This window comes from Flavisolibacter tropicus (assembly GCF_001644645.1).
Taxonomy (GTDB): Bacteria; Bacteroidota; Bacteroidia; order Chitinophagales; family Chitinophagaceae; genus Flavisolibacter; species Flavisolibacter tropicus.
This window is the reverse complement of the sequence record NZ_CP011390.1, coordinates 4,326,168-4,350,191: the sequence shown is the minus strand read 5'-3', so window position 1 is coordinate 4,350,191 and position 24,024 is coordinate 4,326,168. Positions and strand designations below refer to the sequence as shown.

The following is a 24,024-nucleotide window of genomic DNA, read 5'->3' as shown; positions in this document are numbered from 1 at the left end:
ATGGCATTTAACTGGCAAACCTTCCGCACACGCGCTCTTACTGCTATTGTTTTTGTATTGGTAATGGCTGCAGGCCTGCTTTGGAATTCCTGGTCCTTCTTTGTGCTGTTTAGTATTGTGCACTGGGGTGCCTGGATCGAGTACCAGAAACTGGTAGGCGAGTTTAACCCAGATTACAATAACATCAATGGCTTTCACCGCTGGGGCGTAATAGCCGCTGGCTGGCTGCTGATGCTCTATTTTACCAATGCAGAGCTGCAAATAGGTGGCGTACGGCTGAACGAGGTAGCTTGGTGGCTGGGCCTGTTTTTTCTTTTCCTGTTTCCTCTAGTGCAATTCTTTACAGCCCGAGCCTTCTTTGTAAAGAACATCGGCTATTCGCTGGCGGGTCTGCTCTATATCTCGCTATCCTTAGGCTTACTGGTAGATATGCGCAACCGCTGGAGTGAGGAAGGCTATAATACACTGGGACTTACACTTCCTTTGCTCACCATCTTTACCCTCTGGATCAATGATACCATGGCTTATATTGTAGGCTCGCTCATTGGCAAAACACCGCTTTCCAAGGTATCGCCCAAGAAAACCTGGGAAGGCACAGTTGGTGGCGCTATCCTGGCTGTGGTAGTCATGAGCATGATTGCCCACTTTACCGGCCGCCTGCCGGTTGTTCATACCGCTATTATTGCTGCCTTAGCCGCTACTGCCGGTACCTACGGCGACCTGTTTGAAAGCAAGCTCAAACGCATGGCCGGGGTAAAAGACAGTGGCAACATCATGCCGGGTCATGGGGGCTTCCTGGATCGCTTTGATTCTCTCCTTTTTGCAAGCACCGTGGTGTGGTTTTATGCTGTGCTGGTGTTGTGAGCGGGAAAGTAGCTTCGAGCTTTGAGCTAAGAGCTGTGAGAAGAAGTCCACGGTAGACAGAAGACACTCCACTGCAGAGAAAGTCAATAGTAATGAGTGAGGAGTGATGCCTCTGGAGTGGACGTTTAGTGAAGGTATATAGGAGGATATTCTCTGTAACTCCCCTGTAACTCCTCTATTAGTCCTCTGTAACTCCCCGGTAAGTAGCAATAGGTGAGGAATTTAGAATTTGAAAACAGTAGGGTAAAACCAGAAACCTGCTACCTGAAACTTTACTTCCTTTTCTCCTCTCCTCATTATCTCTTTTCCCTCCTTACCCCTCCTAGCTATATCTTTGCCGGCCTATTTCATTTCACAACCTATAGAAATGCCCAGACAAGCCTTTACTGCTATTGATTTTGAAACCGCCAATGCCAACCGCAACAGCATCTGCCAGGTAGGTTTGGTTCGTGTAATGAGAGGTCAGGTGGTGGATCAGATCAATGTACTGGTACGCCCACCTCAGAATGAATACAATCCTTTTAATATCGGTATCCACGGTATTACGCCTGCTATGACGGCCAATGCGCTGTCTTTTGATAAGGTTTGGCCTGCACTGGAGCATTATATTGCCGGGCAACACGTAGTGGCGCACAACATAGGGTTTGATAAAAGCTGCCTGATCCATACATTAGAGCACTACCACATTTCCGCACCCTCTTTTAAAGCGCATTGCACTTATAAATTATACAAAGGCAAGTTATCTACCCTCTGCATGAAATACAACATTGAGTTAAAACATCATGATGCACATTCCGACGCACTGGCTTGTGCCCAGTTGTTTATGCATCACCTGAACACAACCAGAAGTTACCCGATGTAGAGAAAGCGGCCCTCCTAAATCCTCCCGAAGGGAAGACTTAGCCACCGCACTAGGCCACAAGTACAAATAGTTTTAATTATTGATAATCGATTATTGAGCGTTGAATCTTGCCCATTTCCTAACTTCTCCTTTCATCATTCCTTGTCAACTTATCAACCATTACGGGCCTCCATTTGTAATATTGCAGCATATGAGTCGTGTACATTTATTAAAACAAGTACAAGTATTACCCATACCGGTAGAAGAAGCCTGGCAATTCTTTTCGCTTCCTAAGAACCTGGCCGCTATTACCCCGGAACACCTCAACCTGAAGTTCACCAACGAAATACATGGCGATAGCATTTATCCCGGCCAGATCATTACCTATATGGTAAAACCGCTGCTGGGTATTCCACTGTTCTGGATGACAGAGATCACACACGTAGATCATTTGCGCTTTTTTGTAGATGAGCAGCGCCGTGGCCCTTATGCGCTATGGCATCACCAGCATCATTTCAAATCCGTTACAGGTGGTACAGAAATGACAGACATCATTCACTACCAACTACCCTTCGGCTTTTTGGGTAATCTGGCATTACCTATGGTAAAGAAACAATTGGCACACATCTTTAACTACCGCAAGCAACAGGTAGAAAAGTTCTTTGCGACATAAACTTCGCTTTCAAAATGTGAAATGTGAGCAGCGGTAATACAACAGCATTGTGAATGCGTTTTCTTTATACCGAATTTATCTTCATGCCAGCTCGCAACTGCCTGCGTCTTCATAGCACTTTATTGCTGCTAGCTTGTATACTTACAAGCTGGAAGACCATGGCCGTTCCTATTGCAGATAAAAACGGTTGGCCCGATTCCTCTTTACAACTAAATCCCTTCAAACCAACAGATCCCATTAGTGATCCAATTGTACGCAGCGACACCTCTTCTTGCGTGATTCCATTTACAAGAGCGGGTAATTTGATCTTAATAAAAGCGCATATCGATACCCTGGTAGGCAACTTTATATTAGATACGGGTGCTCCTAACCTTATACTGAATATTACCTACTTCCGTGATTATGCCACCACACAACATCACGATGAGTTGCAAACAGGCAGCACGGGTACAGAAGCAGCTATAAACCGCACATTGATCAAGCAGTTTTCATTAGGCACCATCCATTACAGCCGCGTAGAATCGGATCTTATTAACCTGGGACATTTGGAGAATAGCAAGGGAGTAAAAATACTGGGCCTGATAGGCGTAAACCTATTCAAGCAATGTGAACTCATTATTGATTATGAGAAGAGTGTTATTTACTTACATCATATCAAACGAAAAGAATCGGCCACCTATAAAAATGAGCAACTAAAAGATGAATCAACCTACAACACAATACCCTTTGACCTAAGAGACAATAAGATCATTACTTTTTCTGAAATGGCTGGCAAAAAGCTGCGCTTTGTAGTAGACTGTGGTGCCGAAACAAACCTACTAGATAGCCGCTTGCCCGATAAGATCTTTGAGCAGGTAGAAATCAGTGGACGCACCCTGCTCTTAGGCACCGGCAATAAAAAGGTAGAGGCTATTACAGGTATCTTAAAAGGCCTGCAAATTGCTAATCAGGAAATAGCTCCCTTACCCATCATTATTACCAACATGGAGAAGACCTGTTTCTCTTTGAATGGTTGTGCCGATGGTGTGTTAGGCTATGAGTTTCTGTCGCTACAGAAAATAGGTTTTAATTTTGTAACCCGGAAAATGTACATATGGAAATGATCAGTACCAGACATAATCGATTGCAATGGGTACGCTATTACCTGTGTACGTTTGTGTTTACCCTACTACCCCTCCTGCCCTTATTGGCACAGCCGCCAATGAAGAAATACTTTATTAAGAATGGGCAGATGTGTATAGAGATAAACAAGCAGATCAAGGAATCGACACTCGATAGCTTTATAACTCAGTACAACCTCGCCGATCTTGATCTTAAATACTTTATTCAAACTTCCCGGCCCGATTCTTTGCAAAAGCTAGGCTGGACCATTGAAGCCAATGATCCTAACCACGTTACGATATGTAAGCCTATAATGGGTGCTGATAATTTAGCCAACCCTGCCGACCGTATCATATTTGCGGAAAATCAAGCCAGCTTTTCAGCTCGCTTTCCAGCGGTAAGCAGTTCTATACGGTTTGGGTATAATCGCTTCCGTAATAAAGCCCCATTTACCATAAAAGATTCTATAGTTACTTTCTTCCTGCTCGACCACCTAAATGCTAGACGTGTGCAGCTAGCCGGCAGTTTTACCAACTGGCAATATAATGCCCTCTCTATGACACGCACCGACGGTGGCTGGATTGTACCGGTTAAGCTAGGGGCTGGTAAGTATTGGTACAAGTTTATCATTGATGGCGATTGGATAATAGATACAGATAATCAACTACGAGAAGCGGATGGTCAAGGCAATATCAACTCTGTCTTTTATCGCACTAATACTGTATTTGTATTAAATGGGTTTACTGACGCCAAGCGCGTATACTTAGCAGGCAGCTTCAACAATTGGGCTGAGCGGGAGCTGGCCTTGGTTAAAACAGAAACAGGCTGGCAACTACCCCTTTACCTGGCACAGGGCACCCATACCTATCGCTTTATTGTAGATGGTCAATGGATGACCGACCCGGGCAATAAAGATCGCCTGCCGAACGAGCACAACGATTATAATTCGGTTATACGTATTGGCAAGCCTTATGTATTCAAACTAGATGGCTATACGGAAGCCAAACAAGTAGTACTATCGGGCTCTTTCAACAAATGGCGGGAGAACGAATTGTACATGACCAAAACAGCTACTGGCTGGGAGTTGCCCTATGTGCTAGGTCCAGGCAATTATCAATATAAGTTGATTGTAGATGGCCAATGGATGGCAGACCCTACTAACCCCATGACAGTAACTACTAATTATGCTAAAGGCAATTCGTACATCATCATTTCGCCCAATTACCAATTTCAGTTGAAAGGGTTTCCGAATGCAAAAGCTGTTTACCTGGCTGGCGACTTTAATGACTGGAGCCCTAACACGCTAGCCTTACAAAAGCAAGGAGATAAATGGGTAGTACCGGTTCATTTGTCTGCCGGCAAGCACTTGTATAAGTTTATTGTAGATGGTCAATGGATTCTAGATCCAGTCAATAAACTTTGGGAGCAAAACCGAGAAGGAACGGGTAATTCTATTATCTGGATGGATAAGGAGAACTAGGATTTATAGGATTGGGAGGAAAGGGAGGAAAGGGAATAGAACTAAGATTATAAGATTAAGGAGGATTAGAGAAGAAATAGAGAAGGTAAACAAGTTGACAAAGATGGTGCATAGGCCTCCCCCTTTTTACCAATCTTACTTAAAAATAAAAGCTGGCTTTTTAGGCCAGCTTTTTACTATCTATAATTTGTTGGATGATCCTCGTTAACTTGTCAACCTGTCAACATTCTCCTCTTAATCCTTTCTTTCCTGTTAATCCGGGTTCTTTTTACCCCGGTATACGCGAAATATATTTTTCAATCTGTTTGATCTGGTCTACAATCTGCGGCGTAGTAGGCTTCAGCGCTTTCGCTTTGCGGAAGAAATCCTTAGCGGCACGGAACTCGCGCTTGTTCATCATCAGTGAGCACATTTGCAAGTAAGCAGCTGCCTGGTTTTCTTTATCCGGTAAACCTTTGCGTAGTGCACCGCGGATATAGCTTTCAGCGCCTTTCAGGTCATTCTTTTGCATGGCTAGCATACCCATTTGCAACATGCTGGCACCTTCAGCTTCCTTCATCGGCATGCCCAAATCCAGCCCCTTCTTCATGCTCTTCTCCGCTGTATCAAAGTCCTGGTTCATCATGGCCAGGTTACCCTTCAGCGTGTAGTATACAGAGCGGATGGGCTTATACAGCAGGTTGGGGTATTTAACCGAGTTCAATACCTTTTGTGCTTCCTCCATGTTACCTGCTTCCAAGTGCTCCTGGATCAAACGAAGCGGACCAAAGAAAAAGTGTCCGGCAATTAAGATAGCGCCGATCAAATACAGCGTGAAGGCAGGCCAGAAGCCGGCATTGACATTTACAAGAACACCCAGTGCCAATAGGGCCAGGCCAATGAGAAGGCGGTATTTTATTACAATATTGTAGAACTTCATGTGGTTTTCCTTGAAAGGCTGCAAAGATAGGCAGTTGTAGCCGTTTGACCTGCTAAAAAACCTTGTTAAAGACCTTCGATACTATACCTACCTTCCAAAAGCGTCGTAGTATTTAGCCGCATGCGCCTCATAACGCTTGATCAGGGCAATATTCTTTTTTTCTACTTCGGTCAGGTAAGGCGTAACATCCGTAAACAGGGGCATGTACCAAGACACATTATTATCAAACAACACCCGCATGCGGGCATTCTTAAAAGAGTAGCCATGGCGGGCATAAATAGCATTACGGACAACCTCAAGATCAGCCTTATACATATTTTCTACGTCTTTGGCTTTTAACAACGCCTGGGAAGCATTTATCATTACAATATCAGCGGTTAGAGCTTCTGACTCTTCTGTTTCTTCATTATAGCTACCCGGCAGCGGCACTCCAGCCATAGACTCCGGTATTTCTAAATGCTGGCTATATTTAAATGGACGCTGCTCCAACTTAAATTCACTCTCAGTAACATTTAATGTGGCATTATTAGCCTTCCAAGAACCTTCCAATACTTTCTTTTTGGGATGAACAGAAAAGGAGAAACGACCGTCTGTTTTATCAGAACCCGGTTCTTTAGCGGTGATCACAAATTGATCATCTCGCTCTTCGTACGTTCCTTTGAAGGGGCGCTTGTTACCTGCCACCACGCTATAGCCATATACATTATAGCCATTTAATGAGTCGATACATATAGTGATCTGTTTATCGATGCCTTCTACACTTTCTTTGTATTCTTTGGCGGAAAGTACACCCGTATAGTAGCCCTCTATGCCGTATTTAACTACGGGCACCACCACTTCTTTGGGTACATTCTTTTTCTTTGATTTCAGATCAGCGCTGGCAGAATTGCTGTTGGTACAGCTGGCCAGCACTACCAATGCAAGGAATAGAGCAGTTAGTCTCATTTTGGTCGTTTTTGTGTTAAAAGGTATTCTGCGATCAACAGGTTAGGCACCCACCCAAGCCAGGCGATCAGTTGGTATACATCCATAGGACGTGGATGAAAGATAGCAATTAGTACATATTTCCAAGCCCTTAAAGTAATTGCAGAAAGGGTCAGCGCAAAACTGCGATACATAAAGGCTTTATGTCGCTGGATGTTTCTTTTGCGTGCTTCCGCATACGCCTGCCAGGTAAAATACATCCACAGCACACCCAGCAAACAGAAAGAAATACGTGAAGGGAGACCGCCATTGGCATAAAGCCCAATAATAAAACCAGAGGGCGCACCTAGTAATAGGATACTAATGATATACACACGCCCGTTGAGCCTATGCACAGTAGGCCAGCGTTTCAATATATAACGGGAGAACTGTGTGAAGCCTGACGGCAAGGCTAGTATAGCGGTAAATACATGGATATAAAATACAGGCAGATAAAACGGTATATCGATGTATTCCTGTTTAATACCCAAGAAAGCCGTATCGGCACCCACTGGAATGTATTGCGCTACAATTTCTACCATAAAGTAGCAGAAGAACAGGTAGATAGCAATGAGCAGCAACCCAAATTTGGATATTAGTTTGGTAGCAGGTACGGCCATACGGTTTGCAAAATAGCGGAATAATGAACGACAATCTGCTTTTCGAAACGGTAGTTGCAAAAAAGAAATTAATATTGCGGTCAGTATACGTTGGCCCCGTAGTTCAATGGATAGAATAGAAGTTTCCTAAACTTTAGATACAGGTTCGATTCCTGTCGGGGCTACACAGAAACAACAAAGAGCCTTTCAAGTCTATTACTTGCATGGCTCTTTTCTTTTAATGGGCCCTATCTAAAAATCGTTTGTTAACGAAACAAACACAAATAAACTTTACTAAACATATGTCGTCCCGCCCAAATCTCTTTATCCTTTAAACTGATAGTATAACAACATAATAGCAGATATTGTCATTAAAATTAAAGCAGCAAAACCCAAAATGTTCGACCATTTGCGGTTGGCAAACTCTCCCATTACTTTTTTATTGTTACCAATGTGCAGAATAACAGCAATGAGTACCGGCGAAGTGACTCCGTATAAAATAGCTGTATATATCAAAGCCTTTATGGGGCTGATACCTATATAATTGATGGCCAAGCCGATCAGCAATGAAAAAATTACTACCAAATAAAAAGGCTTTGCCTGGTAGAATTTTTTATCCAGTCCACCATTCCATTTAAACGTTTCAGAGAGAATATAAGAAAGGCTACCACTCAATACAGGTATAGCTAAAAAACCTGTTCCCATTACACCAAAAGCAAAAAGGAGGTAAGAGAATTGACCAGCCAGTGGCTCCAATGCCTTTGCCGCCTGCTCCACCGTGTCTATTTGCCGAATGCCGCCATTGTATAAAACAGTACCGGTGGCGAGTATAATAAAGAACATAACCACGTTAGAAAAAAACATACCCATATCCACATCTATATCCAAATCTGTGATCACCTTTTTGTTTACTACCAGCCTTCTCTTTTTATGATTTACATCTTCTGCTACCATTGTTGCCTGCCAGAAAAATAAATAGGGAGAAATAGTGGTTCCAAGGATAGCTACCAGAATGCTTATAAACTCTTTGTCGAAACGAATAGTGGGAATAAACGTGTGCTTTGCAATGTCTGACCAGTTTTGCTTAGAAAGAAAGGGAACAATCAAATACAGCAGAAGAAATGCACAAAGGTATTTTAGCACAGCAGCTATTTTCTGATAGGGCAAATAAATAATTAGCACCATCAGCGCAACTGTAAAGCCCACTGTAAAATAATAAGAAGGGATAGCTGGAATTAGTAGGTTGGCCACGGCCCCCATGCCTGCAATATCTGCACCGATATTCAGGATCGTTGCTGGAAAAGTGAAAAGTATCATTACATACATTACCCATTTAGGATAATGGTTGCGAATGTTACTGGCAAGTCCCTGCGAAGTAACCAGGCCAATGCGGGCACACATTTCCTGTACCGCCGCCATTAAGGGGAAAGTGATAAGGGCCGTCCATAATGTATTAATACCGAATTTTGCACCTGCCTGCGAGTAGGTGGCAATACCTGAAGGATCATCATCACTAGCACCCGTAACCAAACCGGGGCCTAACTTCTTGAAAAACTGCAGAACCTTATTTTGCTTCCCATTCATGTCAGAGTAAAGAATAAATTTTGTACCAACCTGTTTCGGTAGTATTCAAATCCCGGTTCTCTGAAAGTAGTTTTAAGAGAAAGAATTGTTAAGCAAAATGCAGACATAAAATCAAAGGAAGAGTTTTCTTGCTGGTCAACCGATGGTGTATATGATGAAGGAAGAAAAGAACAATTTGTTTGATACATCTCTCCTTGCCAGACGTATCAGCTTCGCATGCTCTTGTACGAATGTTAGAGCTCTGCGTTACCATTGTCTGTCAAAATCAGGATCATCTTTATACTTTGAGTACACGAGGAAAAGGAGTAGGCTTTGCTGCCCTATTCTATCAGTCCAATTCTTCTTGCGGTTTCAGCATTGCAGATCAAATAATTGTCATGCCTAGTCTTTGTTATTTTTTCCACTTGACGAGCACCAAGACTCTCATCAATATTGAAATAGAGATAGTCAAGCCCCTGTAACATATTATGCACCCTATTGCCAATTTCATCCGTCAATATTTCAATCAACATAGCAGGTCGGAACGTAGCTAAATACTCAGAGAACCCCTGTAAAACTTCTGGCTCGTGCGTTTCAACATCTATCTTAAGTAAATCAATATGGGTGATACCATTCTGCTTAATAAATGAATTCAACGTAATCGTTTCGATTGTTGTTTGTATAATGCTGGAGGTTTGAGAGAGTAAAAGATTTCTGTTAACAGACGCCGAATAGGTATGCTCTGTGGATGTATCATAAAATATTGCTGTCCCGTCTTTGTTTGATGCAGCCATTTTTACTGCTAGAATATCAAAGTTATTTAGCCTGATGTTGGCGGTCAGTTTGTTATAAACTCTTTCTATGGGCTCAAATGCATAAACCTTGGAAGATGGGTTTACCGCTTTAGCAGTTAAAGTATATACGCCAGTGTTAGCTCCTATATCAATTATGCTTTCACATTCCTCACACAGTTTTATCCAAAGCTTTAAAGATTCCTTCTCCCACCCTTTTGTCAGACCTGCCCAAAAGATGTCGTTTTCTACCTGGTAACCGTAGTGGTTTATCATAAAAGATGTAGAGCCGTCAATGGGAACAGTAAACACTCCTTTAAAATGCAAGTGTTTGAAAACTGATTCCTTCGGGGTCCATACTTGTTTTAGTACAGAAAAAAGAGTCTGCTTGAACGGAAGAGCATTATATAGCGTTTTAACTATTGCTTTCATTGCCATTATTTCTACTAACTAAAAAGTCTGATAGATCACTCAAACTCTTCGGCTTCTTTTATTAGATAAAAGCTTTCACGCGTTTATAAACCAGGCCGACAATTTATTTTGTGCGTTTAGCCCTTACTATTTACAATAGGTGATCTTTTGTATAAGATACAAAAACTAATAGGTAGTTAAAACTACTTATGAAGTAGGCAGAACACAGCTTCAACAACCGTTTCTATATTCCCATACGCCAACCATAGAAGCCTTACCTTTGCGGCCTCAATCAATAAATAATGAAGCTGGAAGAGGTTCTTTTACAACGTAGCGGAAATCAATGTGAGCTATGCGGGTCAACCAATGACTTACAACTCTATGAAGTACCACCTCAAGACCAGCCTACTGAAGACAACTGTATCATTTTATGTGCTAAGTGTCGGGCGCAGATAGAAAAACGGGAAGAGTTAGATAGCAAACATTGGCAAGGGCTTACAGATCGTATGTGGAGCGAGGTGCCGGGTATACAAGTAATGGCTTGGCGTATGCTAAACCGGTTACGTAATGAAAGCTGGGCTGCCGATAGCTTGGACATGCTTTACCTGGATGATGACCGACTGGCATGGGCGAAGGCTACCGGCGATCATGAAGCAGATGCCAGTGTAGATCTGCACCGAGATGCCAATGGCAATATATTGCAACAGGGCGACACGGTAGTTTTAACCAAATCATTGGATGTAAAAGGCTCTACCCTGAATGCCAAAATGGGAACTGTAGTAAAAAATATCCGCCTTGTAGAAAACAACACAGAACAGATAGAAGGTAAAATTGAAGGGCAGGTTATTGTCATACTTACTAAATATGTAAGGAAACAGAGTAGCTAGCAGCGATTACTATTATTTGTGATTTGAGAAAAGAACTGCGTTTGGCCTGCACTAAGGCTTAAGCATTAGTTCATACATTGTCGTATATTGCTTTATTACAAAATAGATTAAACACAAATCCAATACTAAACTTGTTTATGAAAACACTAATCCGATCCGTTGTTGTTCTTTTTTTCTTTGCCCTGGCCATTGCGGCTTGCTCTAAACCCAGTAGCGGTGGTGGCGGTGGTGGCGGCGGCTCCACGACAGAAGAAAACCTTGTAATAGCCATTGACCCGGACCCGGGTAGCAGTACTACTCCTGTAAAAGTTACAGGCGCCACTTACAACTTTAATATAGTGATTAAAAGTGCAGTGCCAGCACGGGGTGTAGATGTTAAAGTTAAGTTTACACGCGATCTTAATGGCAATATTATAGCCCCCAATGATTACACGTTCGATCCAAGTACTACTTCTATTCCTGTAACCATTTCAAATATTCCGGCAGGCGAAATTGGGACGGTAACCATTACAGTAACTTCTAAGTCCAAACCAACCAATACAGTTACACAAACCTTCAAGCTAGTAAAAAAATAGCTTCGACGACTTATAATTAAAGCAGAAAAGCAGCGCCAAGGCGCTGCTTTTCTGCTTATGAATGAATGTTAATTTCTTCCGGATTGTTTCGGCCAAATCCATTGCACCAATCGCCCATGCAGGCTTGGCACAAAGGTTAAAACCCCTATTATCAAGGCATTAAGAGCCAGAATACCTATCAGCAACTGCTCAAACACCATTTGACTTCCATGTAAAATACTGATCAACATACAAACTATAACTCCATTTGTATGCCGAAGTGTATAAAGAACCTCTTAAAGTATTCTAAACGTGGGCTGGATATTGATTATCATCAAACCAATTAAGCTGCTGGCTTATACTTTCTTTTTTCATTGTAGTGCCTACAGAAATAAAAACCCCAGGCTACCATTGTGGTAAATTCCTCTTCCGGCATACAGTCTTCAGAAATCAATAAAAAAATAGCATCTGGCAAAAAAGCCGGTTGTGTAAGTCGGAATAATTCTGTATCCTCTCTATCATAGTAGACACAGGTTAAATCGGTGTACGTCAAAACTTCCAATTGATATTTAGCACCACTACTAAATACCAAAAGAAAATCTTTGCTGCTCTTTTTCTTAATGGTTAACCAAATTTTATTGTCGGCATTTATCAAGCATTGATGCTTGGTAAAAAAGCCACGTGTTACCATTTTGAATGACTGACCATTAAGCAGCAGTTTGTTTTCCTGCTCTTGAGAATAATCAATCTGCGACACAGACAACTTATCAATCATACCACAAATTGTTTACTACCAAACTCTTTGTTAAAAGGCACAATGACTAAATACCTGTTTGAAGAAATGAATAAGTGCAATAAATGCAGTAAAAAAAATACCCAGGCTAAACCACAATCGAAATGTAACAGATGAAATGGGCAAGATGGTGATCTTACCACGATAAAAGGCCAAGTGTCTTTTTATGGCTTGCATACCTATTTCTTTGTAGATACAAAACACTCAATTCTATCTTACGCCAATGTTACCAGACAATAAAGAAATTGTTACCAATTGCCAATAGCGTTAGCCTCTTTCTTCAAGACAGCCGGCATATTATTATCTCCAGAAATAAATTCTTCTATTTATTTAACAGCCTTAAATCGACAATACGGTACTACTCTTTTTAATTGATGTATAAACCGCTTAACTTTAAGCTCCTTAACTCAAAAATTATATAGTATGCTTCGTAATGCAACAGCCGTTTGGAATGGCTCTGGAAAAGAAGGCAATGGACATTTAACTACCCAAAGTGGTGTTTTAGAGCAAACACAATATTCTTTCAACTCTCGTTTTGCAGAAGGCAAAGGCACTAACCCTGAGGAACTGGTAGCAGCGGCTCACGCCGGATGTTTTACAATGAAGCTAAGCTTTGTTTTAAATGAAGCCGGTTTTACTGCCGACAACTTAGAAACAAAGTGTGAAATAACCTTTGAAAATGGCACAGTTACCAAATCGCATTTGACCGTAAAAGGACGTGTGCCTAATATTGATGAAGCCAAATGGCAGGAGTGTGTAAAGAACGCTGAAGAAAACTGTCCTATCTCTAAACTTCTGAAGGCTACGATTACTTCAGAAGCCCAATTAACGCAATAAACTTAAAGACGGCCTGTTCCATCACTGCAACAGGCCGTCTTTACTTGTGCTTATTATTTGATACGCTTTAGAAAAAAGTCTTTATTAAAACGCAAGAAAAGAGAATACGAGTATTCCGTCAGCTTGTTTCGAACATCATAATAGGGCTCAAACCGAACATCTACATTCAGGTTGGGAAACAACTGCCGGTCATAGATCAAACTTAAAAAAAGCAACTCCCGGTTTTCTTCGCCATAGCCCGCTATCTTTTGTGAAATAGAACTAAACAGAGCGCCACCGTTAGGTCCATAAAACTGATTTCCCTTCCAATAACGCGCATCGATATCAACCCATTTGGTTTTAAACAATAGCGAAGAGTACCACCCTTTTCCGTTAGCATATAATTGCTTCTTGGCGCCTGAAATATCTCTATAAAAAGCCATATAGTGCTCTGTACGTACGGCCTTTAGAAAAGGGCCATTTGTTGGCACTGTAACTGACGCTCCTACAGCTGAATTAATTAATGATTCCAGCGGCAAACCCGATGCATCTATTTGCCCTCCTTTATGTGCCATCATGAACTGTAAAGGCAACTCTACTGCAAGCTTACTGGTATTGATGAGTTTAACACGACTGCTAGCTGCCAAAGTAAGCTCTTCGCGGTAAGGTGAGTTCTGCTCAATGGCTTTTTTCCAATCCACATACCAGTCCAACCACAAATGCTTTTTATTTAATAGTACCTGTACCCCCTGTTCCAAGCGATGGGTAATAACATTTTCTACATCATAAATAGGCTCAATAAAACGATGGTTCAACGCACCTTCCAGTGTACCTATTAACAGTGAAAATCCTTTTTTCTGATACTTGGCAGTTAACACAGGAGCAAACTGGTAAAATCCTTTATGCCCAAATTCTCGCCGTAAAAAGATCCCCCCTTTTAGTTGGAAGTATTTATTGAGCTGGTACTTCAACTGCGGCATGAATTGATACCCGATCAGTGTATAGCCCAGCGGTATATCGCCAAAGTATTCATAATTGCGCAGGTAATTGAAATTATCGATTTGCAGGCTGAGCTTTCCACTATCCTCAGCCTGAAAGGTAGCAGTGTCCTTAAATATAGGATACTCGATCTGGGCACTTAGGGACAGAGAAAACAAACAGAAAGTAATTAGAACAAACAGACCTCTCATCAGTTGACTAAATATTCCACCAATTTATAGAGAATGCAGTAAAGCTTCAACAACAAAACCACTTTATTAAAACGGACAAGAATACACATGGCTTCGCCGTTGCGGCACGTTTTTCGAGTCTTTACAGTTATAAAATGTTGTATATGCAAAACAATCAACAAAACAAGGGCCCACAACAACAAGGCCCTGAAAGAGACCAAAACAATAAGGACATGAACCAGGAACAAGTGAACAATGAAAGTCTGAATACAGCCAACCAGCAACCTGTTCAAAATTTGCGCGACAAGAATGTAAGTAGCGGCAGAAGTTATGATTATGGCGCAGACTACTATAGTCCTGAGCAGGATTCTGAAAGAGATCGCTCATGATAATAGTTACGTGGTAGTATGAATTTTTAATCTTAAAAATTGTGTGTTATGGCAGAGAATGTAAAAGGTCAAAACAGAGATAGAAATCAAGGAAACGAAAACAAGAAAAATCGTCGGATCATGCCCGATAGTGATCTAACCAGTAGTAATAGCGACCACCAGAATGCCTCAGCGAACAGAGGTGGCACTACTGATATGGGCTCCAATGCACTTCGCCATGCTACAGGTAATACTACAAGAGCCAACAAAGGTTCAGGTATCACTACCAAACGTAGTGTCACCGGCAGCGATTACGACGGCCAGGTTTCAGAAGGATAGGTTAACACCATAGACACGCAAAATCCTTACAGCAGGCGGTATCGCTGTGCTTGTAAGGATTTTGCATTTATGCCACATTTGGGTTGTTGATGAAGTTCCCCAATAACCAGTACGCTTTTAAGCTACTCTTCTCTTCATTAAGAAAAACAATGGCATAAAACAATTAGGCATAATGTTTATACAAGTAAACGCAACTCTTAAAACATTTCTTAACCTTTAAAAATTACAGTTATGGCAGAAGAACAAAGAAACCAAGGTATGCAAGATCAAAACCAGAACACTGGTAACCAATCAAACACATCAGGATCACAGTCTGGAACGGGCTCACAAAGCAGCTCTCAGCGTAGTAATGAAAGCTTGGGTGGTCAAAGCCAAAGCACTAGCAGCAACATCAGCTCTGGCGATCAACTAAGCAGTGGTGATGCAGGACGTGGCGGTTCTTCTCAAAGCGGTGGCCAGTCTGGTCGTGGTGATCAGAGCAGCAGTGACAAGAGCAGCACTCGCGGAGAAGGTGGTATGTAATACCTTGATTTTTGGTATAAAACAAAGCCATTGAATCATCAATGAAAACAAGACGCCCTGCATGAAACAGGGCGTCTTGTTTTTCTCATTCATAAACTTTAAAATCAATTAGTATGAATACCGATAAAAAAAACGACCGTCCAGAGTCATATCCAAAACCAACTGAAGTAGATACAATGCTTAAGCATCAGGAGGAATATAGTGATAACCTGAATACAGAAGGTGTTAGTCATAACCCCCATCCCAATAGTGAGCCTCCCCAGGTAAAAGAAACACCAGATAATGAAACAGACACGCCTGACCGTACAAGAGATTTACCTTAACATAAAAAGAAAAAAAGCTCTGCTGGTGCAGAGCTTTTTTTCTAAGCGTAGATGCGATTAATGGCATCCTTATATTTCTCCATGACCACTTTCCGTTTTAAGGAAAGCTTAGGCGTCATTTCTCCTGTTTCTACAGTCCAATCATTCGGTAATAACTCAAATCGTTTTACTTGTTCTACCTGGTTGAAGAATTTATTAAAGCTCTCCGTTAACTCTTTATAAAACTCCTGCACTTTAGGCTGACGAATCAACTCTTCATTGCTGCCGTCTTTAATACCTTGCTGACGACACCAGTCGCGCAGATTAGGGAAGGCCGGAATAATAAGAGCTCCAACAAACTTCCGCTCGGGTCCTACCACCATCACTTGTTCAATAAAGGGCGACTCTTTTAATTTGTTTTCTATCGGTAAGGGAGCTACGTATTTGCCACCACTGGTTTTAAACAATTCCTTTTTTCGGTCGGTGATCTTCAAAAATCGGCCATCGACCATGGTACCAATATCGCCAGTATAATACCAGCCATCTTTTATGGCCTCAACAGTAAGATCATCTCGTTTATAATAACCCATCATCACGTTTGGCCCCTTGCATAAGATCTCGCCATCCTCTGCAATCTTTACTTCTACATTATTAAGTAGGGGACCAACGGTTCCGAACATACGACCCGATTCTTCAAAGCGGTTCACAGCAATCACCGGAGAGGTTTCGGTTAATCCATACCCTTCCATTATAGGAATGCGTGCCGCTGTAAAAATGCGTATGAGACGCACCTGGCAGGCAGCACCACCCGTAACAATGCTACACAAATTGCCACCCAGCGCTTCGCGCCATTTACTGAATATTAGTTTGTTGGCCAAGCGTAACTGGATGTTATACCATAGACCTTGATTCTTATTGATTTCAAAACGTTCTGCTAAGTCATGTGCCCAGAAAAATAACTTACGTTTAGTGCCTGTTAGTTCAGCACCTTTCTGCATGATCTTGTCATATACTTTTTCCAGCAGGCGCGGCACGGTAGTGAACAAATTTGGTTTTACCTCTTTCAGGTTTTCACCAATAGTATCCAAGCTCTCTGCATAATAAATGGTTGTTCCACAAAACAGGTAGATGTAAGTAACCATCCGCTCAAAGATGTGGTTCAGCGGCAAAAAGCTCAATGCTTTTTTCAGATCGCCTACCGGAAAACACGGTAAGCTCGCCATCACATTGGAAAGAATATTATGATGCGAGAGCATCACACCTTTAGGTGTTCCTGTAGTTCCAGATGTATAAATAATAGTAAACAGGTCTTCCGTGTAAATTTTCTCTGCATAAATTTCGATTTGCTGGAAATGATCTTGACGCCCCGCTGTTAATAGCGTTTTCCAATGTTGACACCCTGCCACCTGCTCAAAGCTGTAAATACCTTTTAGACTGCCTACTTTAGGTCGTACCACTTCTACTTTATGAAACAGCTCTTCGTCATTCACAAACACATACTTTACTTCTGCATCATTCAGCACAAACTCCAGGTCGTTAATATGTATAGTTGGATAAACAGGTACCAATATGGCTCCTATTTTTTGTACCGCCAGGTCCAACATAACCCATTCCGGCCGGTTCTTGGAAAGAATAGCGATCTTATCTCTTTTCTCTACCGACATATCGTGGCAGCTAACGCCTAAGGATATTAAGCCAGCACATAGCTTCTCTACAGTATCAGCCACCTCGCTGGTGGTATAAGGCTTCCACTGTCCGCCTTCTTTGGCAACCAACAATGGATTATTGGGCATTTCTTTCAATAACTTATCGAGGCAATCAAACAACCGGTGCGGTTTAGTCATATGCAAGTCGTTTTGCTTCAGCACTACAATTTAGCTTATTCAGCATAGATATGAAAATATTATGAGAGAGCAGTGTTTCGCACAGAGGAAAGGAGAAAAGGAGAAGAATATTGAACAAGGAACAAGGAATGATGAAGGTAGAAGGAAGGGAATGTTTAATGCTCAATGATGAATAATCATTGCTTTTCGCTTCCTAATCCCTTAATCTACCCAAATCCCGGTTCAGACCAATAAAAAAGCCCCTAACGGGGCTTCTGAATATTATTGCTTAAAGACTTTGGTAATATTGTCCGGCAGGCATTTTAAATATGCGGCCTTTTTGAAAGGAGGTAAATTTATTATAGGCTTCGCTATGCGTTTTGGTCCAGTTTTCATAGGCTGGCAGGTTTTCTACGGTACCAAACAGCCACTGATTGTAAGCTTCAAACATCCCCTCTCTGATCAACTGCTGCTGGTAATCAAACAGGCGGAATGGAAATTTGGTGCCATAGGTTTTATACCATTCCAATATGAAGCGTGTACGGATCATGGTCAGCGTTTCGGTAGTAATACCATGGTTGGCCATCGGCGATTGTTTATCCATGGTCTGTAAAAACGCTTTGGAAAAATCATTCTTTAGCTTGTCGCCTTCCTTTACTATTTCCGAATTAGCAAAAAGCTTCTTATAATTTTCCAATAATAAGCCTTTCATAGCGGTAGCCCGCTCTGTCAGGCTTTCCATGTTCACAAAGATCTCGCCGTATACCAGGGGCCATACTTTATCTCCCGCATTCGAATAATACAGGGCGGCATTGTAGTAGTTACCGGCAAATGAAGGATCTTCCTGTATGCCTTTCTCCCAGTACTTGATAGCGTCTTTGTTTTGAGTGGCCGTCAGCAACTCACCATACTCGCTGTATAAAGCACCGCTCTTAGGGTATTGCTTCAAGGCTTTTTTGTACATCTTGTCGGCCAGCTTTACTTCTTCCAGCGCTTTGTATACATTACCGGCTATCTGGTAGCTTACCACATCCAGGGAATCGTATTCCATTATAACCTTTACGCCTTCCAAAGCCTTTACATAGTCGCGCTTGTAGTAGTAGGCCATGATCAGCTCTTTTTGGAGCTCCAGGTTTTTAGGCTCACTCTGTAAGGCCCGGTTAAGTACCAATATGGCATTATCAAAATCGCCGGAGCGCATAAAGGTGCGCGCGGTTTCCTGTGCGGTTTGCTCCTGAGCTTCAACTTGTAAGGCAGCTGCCACTGCCAGTAAAAAGAAAAGTTTTTTCATCCAGTTTCGTTTGTTCTATTAGGCTTTCTCCATTTTCACTTTCGATGCCTGCTTAACGCAGCCAAAATAAAAAGAAAAGGAGACGCCTGTCACGTCTCCCCGCAAAATAACAATACTTTATCCGTTTTAAATTAAATGGGTCAATAGACCATCGCGGAGCTTTGGCTCAAACCAGGTGCTCTTGGGAGGCATCACATTTCCGCTATCTGCAATATCAAAAAGCTGTTGGATGCTCACTGGATACAAACTGAATGCCAGTTGCATGTCGCCGCTATTTACGCGCTTTTCCAGTTCGCTCAATCCCCTGATACCGCCTACAAAGTCAATACGCTTGTCTACACGCGGGTCGCCTACACCTAGGAATTTTTCCAAAATATTTTCCTGCAGTATGGTTACATCCAGCACGCCAATGGGATCTTTCTTAAAGGTTCCTTCCTTGGCTGTCAGCTTATACCACTGCCCGTTCAGGAACATGCCAAACTGGTGAAAGAAGGTAGGTTTTACGGGCTCGTTCGATTTCTCAATAGTGAATTCCTGTTCCAACTGTTGCAAGAAGGTTTCTTCATTCAAGCCGTTCAGGTCTTTTACCACTCGGTTGTAATCCAGAATAGCCAGTTGGTCGGCCGGGAAGATAGTGGTCAGGAAGTACTTGGCATCTTCACTGTCTGGTAGCTGCTGGCTTATTTTGGCAGCAGAAGCCGCACGGTGATGGCCATCCGCTATATAGGTAAAAGGTATTTTATCTTTAAACAATTCGGTAATCACATCAATGGTTGCAGTGGCATCTACTACCCACACGCTATGGGTTACACCATCTGGTGCTGTAAAATAATAAACGGCATCGTGGTGTTTTTTCCAATGTTCAAATACGTCGTTCAGTTCCTTGATGGCTTTGCAAGCCAGGAAGACATTACCAGTTTGTGCACGCGTGGTGAACATATGGTCTATGCGATCCTTTTCTTTCTCAGGGCGGGTAAACTCGTGCTTCTTGATGACATCATTGAAATAATCAGCTACCGACGACACGCACACTAAGCCGGTTTGCGTGCGACCTTTCCAAGCCAGCTCGTAGATGTAGTAACAAGGTTTTTCGTCCTGAAACAAGATATTTCGCTCTCTAAACGCATCCAGGTTGGCTTTTGCTTTCTGGTATACCTGCTCGGTATGAATATCAACATCGGCCGGCAGGTCTATTTCCGCCTTGGTAACGTGCAGAAACGACAGCAGGTTATGGGCCGCTTCTTTGCGGGCCTCTTCTGAGTTCAATACATCATAGGGACGGGAAGCCACCTGTTCTGCATTCTCCACATGAGGACGCAGCGCTCTAAAGGGTTTTATACTAGCCATACGCAAAAGTAAGGACTATGACCTTTTGCTAATGAATTCTTAATTCCAGAGTTCTTAACAGAAAGTCATAAGGGTAGCTATTTGTTTTGTTGTATTAATCAAAACGAACTTTATGAGAACATCTTTACTTATTATCTTTTCTATTGCATTGTTTTCTTGTGGCACCAACCGAAACGTGTATAAGTCGTCCGACTTTGCCAACCAGGCCGCCACACACCACACGGTAGCCATTCTCCCCTTCCACATTACCCAAACCGGCCATGTAGGTAAGAAAGAGACCGTTGAAGACATCAAAGCCGCTAATGAGAAATGGGCCTATGCCTTCCAGGAATCATTATTGAGCTATAGCCTACGCCAAACCAGCAAAAACCGAAAAGGCCCAATGATCTCTTTTCAGGGCTCACAACGTACCAATGCATTACTAACCGAATCGGGGCTTACACTTGACGAGCTCTATACCAAACGACCTGAGGAGGTTGCCAAGCTACTGGGTGTGGATGCTGTATTAATGACCACGCTGGAAAAGGACAAGAACTTTAGCGATGGTGTGGCCTATGGCTTAAAGGCCGGTCAGATCCTATTAAATGTTGTTAGCAAGTCCGGCACACTGGGCTCACCCCTGGGCATGAATGCTGCCGATATTAACCTGAATAGTTCCCTGTACAATGCTAAAGACGGTAAGTTACTTTGGAAAACCTTTCGCCAAGGTGGTTCTGACCTTCCTAAGGGTACCGACGACCTTGTAGAATACTACAGCAACTGGATTGCGCGCAAGCTGCCGTATAGAAGCTAGAAGAGAAGCGCTGCACGCTGCAAGCAGCTGTTTTCTCGCAGAGGCGCAGAGACGCGGAGAAGAAAACGCAAAGAATAAAAAGCACTATAAATAGAAAAGCACTCCTTAAATGTGGAGTGCTTTTCTATTTATAGTAAATCACTTCTTAGCGTCTTTGAAACTTCACGCCTTTGCGTGAAACCCTTCTCCTTTTCTCCTTTCCTCTGTGCGAAACCTTTTCTCCGCGTCCCCAGCGCCTCTGCGAGAAACAAAACTGCGCGAAGCGCACTCTGCGTGCAGCTTGCAGCTTTAAGTTAGTTACCCTTTTTTATTAGCAAAATACTTCATCAGATCGGCTAAGGCCGCAACACCTTCGTATGGCATGGCGTTGTACATGGATACACGGAAGCCACCTACGCTGCGGTGTCCTTTCACGCCTACCATACCTTCTGCTTTGCAAAGTGCGAGGAACTCCTCTTCCACTTGCTTGTCTTCAATGACAAAACAGGCGTTCATCCTACTGCGGTCTTCTTTAACTACAGTGCCTTTATATAGGGGCAGGGCATCAATGGTTTCATACATCAATGCTGCCTTTTTATTATTCTCCACTTCAATGGCCGCAATACCACCCATATTCTTTAACCAACGAAGGGTAAGCATACATACATAAATGGCAAACACCGGTGGTGTATTAAGCATAGAGCCTGCTTCTATGTGATGGCGATAGTCCATCATAGTAGGCAATACACGACTCACTTTACCTAAGCTATTTTTATTTACAACCACCAAGTTCACACCGGCTGCCCCAATATTCTTCTGCGCACCTGCATAGATGAGGTCAAAACGGTTAAAATCCAACTGACGACTCAAGATGTCGGAACTCATATCGGCTACCAGAGGCACGCCTTTCTCATACAACACCGACATATCTTGCCACTGCGTACCATAAATGGTATTGTTGGAAGTAATGTGGATGTAGGATGACTGCGGATCTACCGAAAACGCTTTGGGCAGGTACGTATAATTGGCTTCTTTAGAACTACACACTACATCTACAGTACCAAACAGCTTTGCCTCTTTCAGTGCCTTATTGGCAAATACACCTGTATCAGTATAGGCAGCCTTTGCTTTTTCATCCAGTAGATTCATTGGTACCTGGAAGAACTGTGTGGAGGCCCCCCCGTGCAGAAACAACACTTCATGATCGCTATCCAATGCCATCAAGTCTTTTAATAAGGTAACGGCTTCATCCAGCACGGCCTGGAAAACTGGAGTGCGGTGTCCGATCTCTAGGATGGAAAGACCTGTTCCATTAAAGTCCAAAACAGCCTGACTGGCCGCTGCAAATACTTCTTTGGGTAATACAGAAGGACCAGAGTTGAAGTTGTAAACCAGCTTGGAGGCGGTAGCGTTGTTTGTGTTCATAGTACAAATATCCGATTGTCTGGGATATTCCCTTTGGCAGGTGTTGAAAATAAGTGGGAAACAGAGTGATGGATAACACTCAGACATAACACCTACCTTAGTAAGAGGCATTTTATGACTTACACTCAGCTTAATAAAGATTGGAACGCAGAACCCAATGACCCTCAAGTATTTCTTTTAGTTGACCAATATTCTGTAATCATTGAGTTTTATTTAAACAGCTTTCAGTTCAATAACTTTCAAGAAGGTGATAAAGCCAGACTCACGTTCTTTAATTGTCATAAATATTCCTTCAACACAATGAATGATGAAGGCTATTTTATGAATAAGTACCGATACACAAACGAAGAGCTGCCTTGGGGTAAGTTTTATAAATTAAATAATGATTGGAGTGCAGACTTTCCAATCAAATACGAAACACTAATTAGCCAACCTAACAGCGACAAACTAAGCCACTACCTATTTTTTTCAAAGACAATACATTTGAATGTGTAGCAGAAGACTACAAAATCGAATTCTTATAAACAGGAGATCACACGAGTTTCACTCTTCCTTAATCAGCGTTCTCAATTGTTCGGCCATTTCAGGCGTTACTTCTACCCCATGCACTTCACGTGCATGTTCAGTAGCTTGAGTTAACACTTCTTCTTCTGTATCCGCATGAATAACGGCCTTACAGTCAAAACCAGCATCAGCACAATGCAAGGTTTTCATAATAAATATTTTTTAAAGAAATAATCTAGTTGAAGTATTTCAAGAGAGCAGCAGTTGTTGTTTCCGAAACAAGGTTGAAGAAATATGAAACTACTCAATCACACGCAGTATTACAATGGATGAGTCGCTCCCGATCTTTGCAACCGCTGCTGTCCCGCAGTCACTCCAATGCCGATCCAGCGTGCATTGGGACACGGCATGTGCAGCCGACATACAGAGGAGATACTTCTGGAACCACCTCACGGTTACCCCTATCTTTGTAACCAATCAACTACGTGCTATGAGAATCAATACCAAGCTGGTGATGACCGCTAGTGCCATTATACTTGCCGCTATAGGACTTACCCTCACTTTCTTCCCAGCCGAAATAGCGGGCTATATAGAGTCCAGCGTTTCAAAAACCAACCAGCTAACCTTTCAGGTATTAGGCGCCCTGTATTTTGCTTTTGCCACACTCAACTGGATGGCCAAAGACAGTGTTATTGGTGGCATTTATAACCGTCCCATTAGCATTGCCAACCTGACCCATTTTTTGGTAGGTGGACTGGCCTTGATCAAACTGGTATTTAATAATACTAGCCTTCCTATCACCATTCAACTATTGACTGGCGTTTATACCTTATTTGCCATACTATTCGGCTACATATTTTACAATAACCCAGTACCTGCTAAAAAAGCATAATTATCAGCACTAAGA

At 42.4% G+C, this 24,024-nt stretch carries 28 protein-coding genes and 1 tRNA gene; 16 read left to right on the top strand and 13 right to left on the bottom strand.

Features of this window, described 5'->3' with window-relative positions:
- The 5 genes from SY85_RS18605 (at position 1) to SY85_RS18585 (ending at position 4,959) form a co-directional block, all read left to right on the top strand.
- Entirely contained in the window at positions 1-864 is an 864-nt protein-coding gene (locus SY85_RS18605) for a phosphatidate cytidylyltransferase (protein ID WP_066406431.1), read from the top strand.
- A 367-nt stretch (positions 865-1,231) separates the two neighbouring features.
- Positions 1,232-1,726, top strand: a complete 495-nt coding sequence (locus SY85_RS18600) for a 3'-5' exonuclease (protein WP_066406430.1) — start codon at positions 1,232-1,234, stop codon at positions 1,724-1,726.
- A gap of 190 nt (positions 1,727-1,916) precedes the next feature.
- Positions 1,917-2,378, top strand: a complete 462-nt coding sequence (locus SY85_RS18595; protein ID WP_066406428.1) for an SRPBCC family protein — start codon at positions 1,917-1,919, stop codon at positions 2,376-2,378.
- Between the two features lie 53 nt (positions 2,379-2,431).
- Positions 2,432-3,481 (top strand): aspartyl protease family protein, encoded by a 1,050-nt coding sequence (locus SY85_RS18590; protein ID WP_066406427.1) that lies wholly within the window; start codon positions 2,432-2,434, stop codon positions 3,479-3,481.
- Entirely contained in the window at positions 3,478-4,959 is a 1,482-nt protein-coding gene (locus tag SY85_RS18585) for a glycogen-binding domain-containing protein (RefSeq protein WP_158513001.1), read from the top strand. Before SY85_RS18590 ends, SY85_RS18585 begins: the two co-directional genes overlap by 4 nt.
- Positions 4,960-5,227: 268 nt before the next feature.
- Here the strand turns inward: SY85_RS18585 and SY85_RS18580 are convergent, their stop codons facing one another.
- The 3 genes from SY85_RS18580 to SY85_RS18570 all read right to left on the bottom strand — a co-directional run bounded on the left by SY85_RS18580 (position 5,228) and on the right by SY85_RS18570 (position 7,521).
- The gene (locus SY85_RS18580; protein ID WP_066406424.1) at positions 5,228-5,878 is read right to left on the bottom strand and encodes a tetratricopeptide repeat protein; all 651 of its coding nucleotides are present in this window, start codon (positions 5,876-5,878) and stop codon (positions 5,228-5,230) included.
- An 87-nt stretch (positions 5,879-5,965) separates the two neighbouring features.
- Positions 5,966-6,823, bottom strand: coding sequence for a YARHG domain-containing protein (locus SY85_RS18575; protein WP_066406423.1), 858 nt, complete (start codon positions 6,821-6,823; stop codon positions 5,966-5,968).
- Positions 6,820-7,521, bottom strand: a complete 702-nt coding sequence (locus SY85_RS18570; protein WP_226998893.1) for a DUF2306 domain-containing protein — start codon at positions 7,519-7,521, stop codon at positions 6,820-6,822. The genes SY85_RS18575 and SY85_RS18570 overlap by 4 nt, the downstream gene beginning before the upstream one ends.
- Before the next feature lie 32 nt (positions 7,522-7,553).
- Here SY85_RS18570 and SY85_RS18565 point away from each other — a divergent pair.
- Positions 7,554-7,625 (top strand) — tRNA-Arg (locus SY85_RS18565).
- 139 nt (positions 7,626-7,764) lie between these two features.
- Here SY85_RS18565 and SY85_RS18560 read toward each other — a convergent pair.
- Positions 7,765-9,024, bottom strand: coding sequence for an NRAMP family divalent metal transporter (locus tag SY85_RS18560; protein ID WP_066406421.1), 1,260 nt, complete (start codon positions 9,022-9,024; stop codon positions 7,765-7,767).
- Between the two features lie 320 nt (positions 9,025-9,344).
- Positions 9,345-10,226 (bottom strand): FkbM family methyltransferase, encoded by an 882-nt coding sequence (locus SY85_RS18555; RefSeq protein ID WP_066409974.1) that lies wholly within the window; start codon positions 10,224-10,226, stop codon positions 9,345-9,347.
- Between the two features lie 281 nt (positions 10,227-10,507).
- On the opposite strand from SY85_RS18555, the gene SY85_RS18550 reads away from it, so the two are divergent.
- Together SY85_RS18550 and SY85_RS18545 are read left to right on the top strand one after the other, a co-directional pair.
- Complete coding sequence (locus tag SY85_RS18550) at positions 10,508-11,092, top strand: PhnA domain-containing protein (RefSeq protein WP_066406418.1); 585 nt, start codon at positions 10,508-10,510, stop codon at positions 11,090-11,092.
- A 137-nt stretch (positions 11,093-11,229) separates the two neighbouring features.
- Positions 11,230-11,667 carry a hypothetical protein gene (locus SY85_RS18545; protein ID WP_066406417.1) on the top strand — a complete coding sequence of 146 codons (438 nt, stop codon included), beginning with the start codon at positions 11,230-11,232 and terminating at the stop codon, positions 11,665-11,667.
- A gap of 322 nt (positions 11,668-11,989) precedes the next feature.
- On the opposite strand, the gene SY85_RS18540 is transcribed toward SY85_RS18545, so the two are convergent.
- Both SY85_RS18540 and SY85_RS25710 read right to left on the bottom strand, forming a co-directional pair.
- A complete protein-coding gene (locus tag SY85_RS18540; RefSeq protein ID WP_066406416.1) occupies positions 11,990-12,421 on the bottom strand; it encodes a hypothetical protein in 432 nt (143 codons plus the stop codon).
- A 30-nt stretch (positions 12,422-12,451) separates the two neighbouring features.
- Positions 12,452-12,616, bottom strand: coding sequence for a hypothetical protein (locus SY85_RS25710; protein WP_158513000.1), 165 nt, complete (start codon positions 12,614-12,616; stop codon positions 12,452-12,454).
- 246 nt (positions 12,617-12,862) lie between these two features.
- Here SY85_RS25710 and SY85_RS18535 point away from each other — a divergent pair, with 246 nt between their 5' ends.
- Positions 12,863-13,276, top strand: coding sequence for an OsmC family protein (locus SY85_RS18535; protein ID WP_066406414.1), 414 nt, complete (start codon positions 12,863-12,865; stop codon positions 13,274-13,276).
- A gap of 53 nt (positions 13,277-13,329) precedes the next feature.
- Here SY85_RS18535 and SY85_RS18530 read toward each other — a convergent pair whose 3' ends face one another.
- The gene (locus SY85_RS18530; RefSeq protein WP_148661238.1) at positions 13,330-14,412 is read right to left on the bottom strand and encodes a hypothetical protein; all 1,083 of its coding nucleotides are present in this window, start codon (positions 14,410-14,412) and stop codon (positions 13,330-13,332) included.
- Positions 14,413-14,588: 176 nt separating this feature from the next.
- On the opposite strand from SY85_RS18530, the gene SY85_RS18525 reads away from it, so the two are divergent.
- The 4 genes from SY85_RS18525 to SY85_RS18510 all read left to right on the top strand — a co-directional run bounded on the left by SY85_RS18525 (position 14,589) and on the right by SY85_RS18510 (position 15,976).
- On the top strand, positions 14,589-14,813 hold the full coding sequence (locus tag SY85_RS18525; RefSeq protein ID WP_066406412.1) for an RNA-binding protein: 225 nt from the start codon (positions 14,589-14,591) through the stop codon (positions 14,811-14,813).
- Positions 14,814-14,861: 48 nt separating this feature from the next.
- A complete protein-coding gene (locus tag SY85_RS18520; protein WP_066406411.1) occupies positions 14,862-15,131 on the top strand; it encodes a hypothetical protein in 270 nt (89 codons plus the stop codon).
- 231 nt (positions 15,132-15,362) lie between these two features.
- Positions 15,363-15,653, top strand: coding sequence for a hypothetical protein (locus tag SY85_RS18515; protein WP_066406410.1), 291 nt, complete (start codon positions 15,363-15,365; stop codon positions 15,651-15,653).
- 113 nt (positions 15,654-15,766) lie between these two features.
- Positions 15,767-15,976: a hypothetical protein gene (locus tag SY85_RS18510; protein ID WP_066406409.1), complete on the top strand. Its 210-nt coding sequence runs from the start codon at positions 15,767-15,769 to the stop codon at positions 15,974-15,976.
- 41 nt (positions 15,977-16,017) lie between these two features.
- Here the strand turns inward: SY85_RS18510 and SY85_RS18505 are convergent, their stop codons facing one another.
- From SY85_RS18505 to SY85_RS18495, 3 genes are all read right to left on the bottom strand, one after another.
- The gene (locus SY85_RS18505) at positions 16,018-17,799 is read right to left on the bottom strand and encodes an AMP-dependent synthetase/ligase (protein WP_066406404.1); all 1,782 of its coding nucleotides are present in this window, start codon (positions 17,797-17,799) and stop codon (positions 16,018-16,020) included.
- Positions 17,800-18,067: 268 nt separating this feature from the next.
- Positions 18,068-19,069 carry a tetratricopeptide repeat protein gene (locus SY85_RS18500; protein ID WP_066406403.1) on the bottom strand — a complete coding sequence of 334 codons (1,002 nt, stop codon included), beginning with the start codon at positions 19,067-19,069 and terminating at the stop codon, positions 18,068-18,070.
- Positions 19,070-19,195: 126 nt separating this feature from the next.
- Positions 19,196-20,416, bottom strand: a complete 1,221-nt coding sequence (locus tag SY85_RS18495) for a DUF1015 domain-containing protein (protein ID WP_066406402.1) — start codon at positions 20,414-20,416, stop codon at positions 19,196-19,198.
- Positions 20,417-20,528: 112 nt separating this feature from the next.
- On the opposite strand from SY85_RS18495, the gene SY85_RS18490 reads away from it, so the two are divergent.
- The gene (locus tag SY85_RS18490; RefSeq protein ID WP_066406400.1) at positions 20,529-21,209 is read left to right on the top strand and encodes a hypothetical protein; all 681 of its coding nucleotides are present in this window, start codon (positions 20,529-20,531) and stop codon (positions 21,207-21,209) included.
- A 297-nt stretch (positions 21,210-21,506) separates the two neighbouring features.
- Here the strand turns inward: SY85_RS18490 and serC are convergent, their stop codons facing one another.
- Positions 21,507-22,613, bottom strand: coding sequence for a 3-phosphoserine/phosphohydroxythreonine transaminase (gene serC / locus SY85_RS18485; RefSeq protein WP_226998891.1), 1,107 nt, complete (start codon positions 22,611-22,613; stop codon positions 21,507-21,509).
- A 114-nt stretch (positions 22,614-22,727) separates the two neighbouring features.
- Between serC and SY85_RS18480 the strand changes: the two genes are divergently transcribed.
- Positions 22,728-23,108: a hypothetical protein gene (locus tag SY85_RS18480; protein ID WP_066406398.1), complete on the top strand. Its 381-nt coding sequence runs from the start codon at positions 22,728-22,730 to the stop codon at positions 23,106-23,108.
- A gap of 48 nt (positions 23,109-23,156) precedes the next feature.
- Here the strand turns inward: SY85_RS18480 and SY85_RS18475 are convergent, their stop codons facing one another.
- Positions 23,157-23,327 carry a DUF1059 domain-containing protein gene (locus SY85_RS18475; protein ID WP_066406393.1) on the bottom strand — a complete coding sequence of 57 codons (171 nt, stop codon included), beginning with the start codon at positions 23,325-23,327 and terminating at the stop codon, positions 23,157-23,159.
- Between the two features lie 280 nt (positions 23,328-23,607).
- Here SY85_RS18475 and SY85_RS18470 point away from each other — a divergent pair, with 280 nt between their 5' ends.
- Positions 23,608-24,009, top strand: coding sequence for a hypothetical protein (locus SY85_RS18470; protein ID WP_226998890.1), 402 nt, complete (start codon positions 23,608-23,610; stop codon positions 24,007-24,009).
- Positions 24,010-24,024: the final 15 nt, after the last annotated feature.

What these genes read in the sequence shown, in the direction of transcription:
- SY85_RS18525 (WP_066406412.1), top strand. Translation starts at nt 14,589, where the DNA reads ATGCAAAACAATCAACAAAACAAGGGCCCACAACAACAAGGCCCTGAA.
- SY85_RS18580 (WP_066406424.1), bottom strand. Translation starts at nt 5,878, where the DNA reads ATGAAGTTCTACAATATTGTAATAAAATACCGCCTTCTCATTGGCCTG.
- SY85_RS18585 (WP_158513001.1), top strand. Translation starts at nt 3,478, where the DNA reads ATGATCAGTACCAGACATAATCGATTGCAATGGGTACGCTATTACCTG.
- SY85_RS18475 (WP_066406393.1), bottom strand. Translation starts at nt 23,327, where the DNA reads ATGAAAACCTTGCATTGTGCTGATGCTGGTTTTGACTGTAAGGCCGTT.
- SY85_RS18505 (WP_066406404.1), bottom strand. Translation starts at nt 17,799, where the DNA reads ATGACTAAACCGCACCGGTTGTTTGATTGCCTCGATAAGTTATTGAAA.
- SY85_RS25710 (WP_158513000.1), bottom strand. Translation starts at nt 12,616, where the DNA reads ATGCAAGCCATAAAAAGACACTTGGCCTTTTATCGTGGTAAGATCACC.
- SY85_RS18560 (WP_066406421.1), bottom strand. Translation starts at nt 9,024, where the DNA reads ATGAATGGGAAGCAAAATAAGGTTCTGCAGTTTTTCAAGAAGTTAGGC.
- SY85_RS18545 (WP_066406417.1), top strand. Translation starts at nt 11,230, where the DNA reads ATGAAAACACTAATCCGATCCGTTGTTGTTCTTTTTTTCTTTGCCCTG.
- SY85_RS18470 (WP_226998890.1), top strand. Translation starts at nt 23,608, where the DNA reads ATGAGAATCAATACCAAGCTGGTGATGACCGCTAGTGCCATTATACTT.
- SY85_RS18510 (WP_066406409.1), top strand. Translation starts at nt 15,767, where the DNA reads ATGAATACCGATAAAAAAAACGACCGTCCAGAGTCATATCCAAAACCA.
- SY85_RS18480 (WP_066406398.1), top strand. Translation starts at nt 22,728, where the DNA reads ATGACTTACACTCAGCTTAATAAAGATTGGAACGCAGAACCCAATGAC.
- SY85_RS18595 (WP_066406428.1), top strand. Translation starts at nt 1,917, where the DNA reads ATGAGTCGTGTACATTTATTAAAACAAGTACAAGTATTACCCATACCG.
- SY85_RS18550 (WP_066406418.1), top strand. Translation starts at nt 10,508, where the DNA reads ATGAAGCTGGAAGAGGTTCTTTTACAACGTAGCGGAAATCAATGTGAG.
- serC (WP_226998891.1), bottom strand. Translation starts at nt 22,613, where the DNA reads ATGAACACAAACAACGCTACCGCCTCCAAGCTGGTTTACAACTTCAAC.
- SY85_RS18515 (WP_066406410.1), top strand. Translation starts at nt 15,363, where the DNA reads ATGGCAGAAGAACAAAGAAACCAAGGTATGCAAGATCAAAACCAGAAC.
- SY85_RS18520 (WP_066406411.1), top strand. Translation starts at nt 14,862, where the DNA reads ATGGCAGAGAATGTAAAAGGTCAAAACAGAGATAGAAATCAAGGAAAC.
- SY85_RS18495 (WP_066406402.1), bottom strand. Translation starts at nt 20,416, where the DNA reads ATGGCTAGTATAAAACCCTTTAGAGCGCTGCGTCCTCATGTGGAGAAT.
- SY85_RS18540 (WP_066406416.1), bottom strand. Translation starts at nt 12,421, where the DNA reads ATGATTGATAAGTTGTCTGTGTCGCAGATTGATTATTCTCAAGAGCAG.
- SY85_RS18555 (WP_066409974.1), bottom strand. Translation starts at nt 10,226, where the DNA reads ATGAAAGCAATAGTTAAAACGCTATATAATGCTCTTCCGTTCAAGCAG.
- SY85_RS18500 (WP_066406403.1), bottom strand. Translation starts at nt 19,069, where the DNA reads ATGAAAAAACTTTTCTTTTTACTGGCAGTGGCAGCTGCCTTACAAGTT.
- SY85_RS18590 (WP_066406427.1), top strand. Translation starts at nt 2,432, where the DNA reads ATGCGTTTTCTTTATACCGAATTTATCTTCATGCCAGCTCGCAACTGC.
- SY85_RS18605 (WP_066406431.1), top strand. Translation starts at nt 1, where the DNA reads ATGGCATTTAACTGGCAAACCTTCCGCACACGCGCTCTTACTGCTATT.
- SY85_RS18535 (WP_066406414.1), top strand. Translation starts at nt 12,863, where the DNA reads ATGCTTCGTAATGCAACAGCCGTTTGGAATGGCTCTGGAAAAGAAGGC.
- SY85_RS18490 (WP_066406400.1), top strand. Translation starts at nt 20,529, where the DNA reads ATGAGAACATCTTTACTTATTATCTTTTCTATTGCATTGTTTTCTTGT.
- SY85_RS18575 (WP_066406423.1), bottom strand. Translation starts at nt 6,823, where the DNA reads ATGAGACTAACTGCTCTATTCCTTGCATTGGTAGTGCTGGCCAGCTGT.
- SY85_RS18600 (WP_066406430.1), top strand. Translation starts at nt 1,232, where the DNA reads ATGCCCAGACAAGCCTTTACTGCTATTGATTTTGAAACCGCCAATGCC.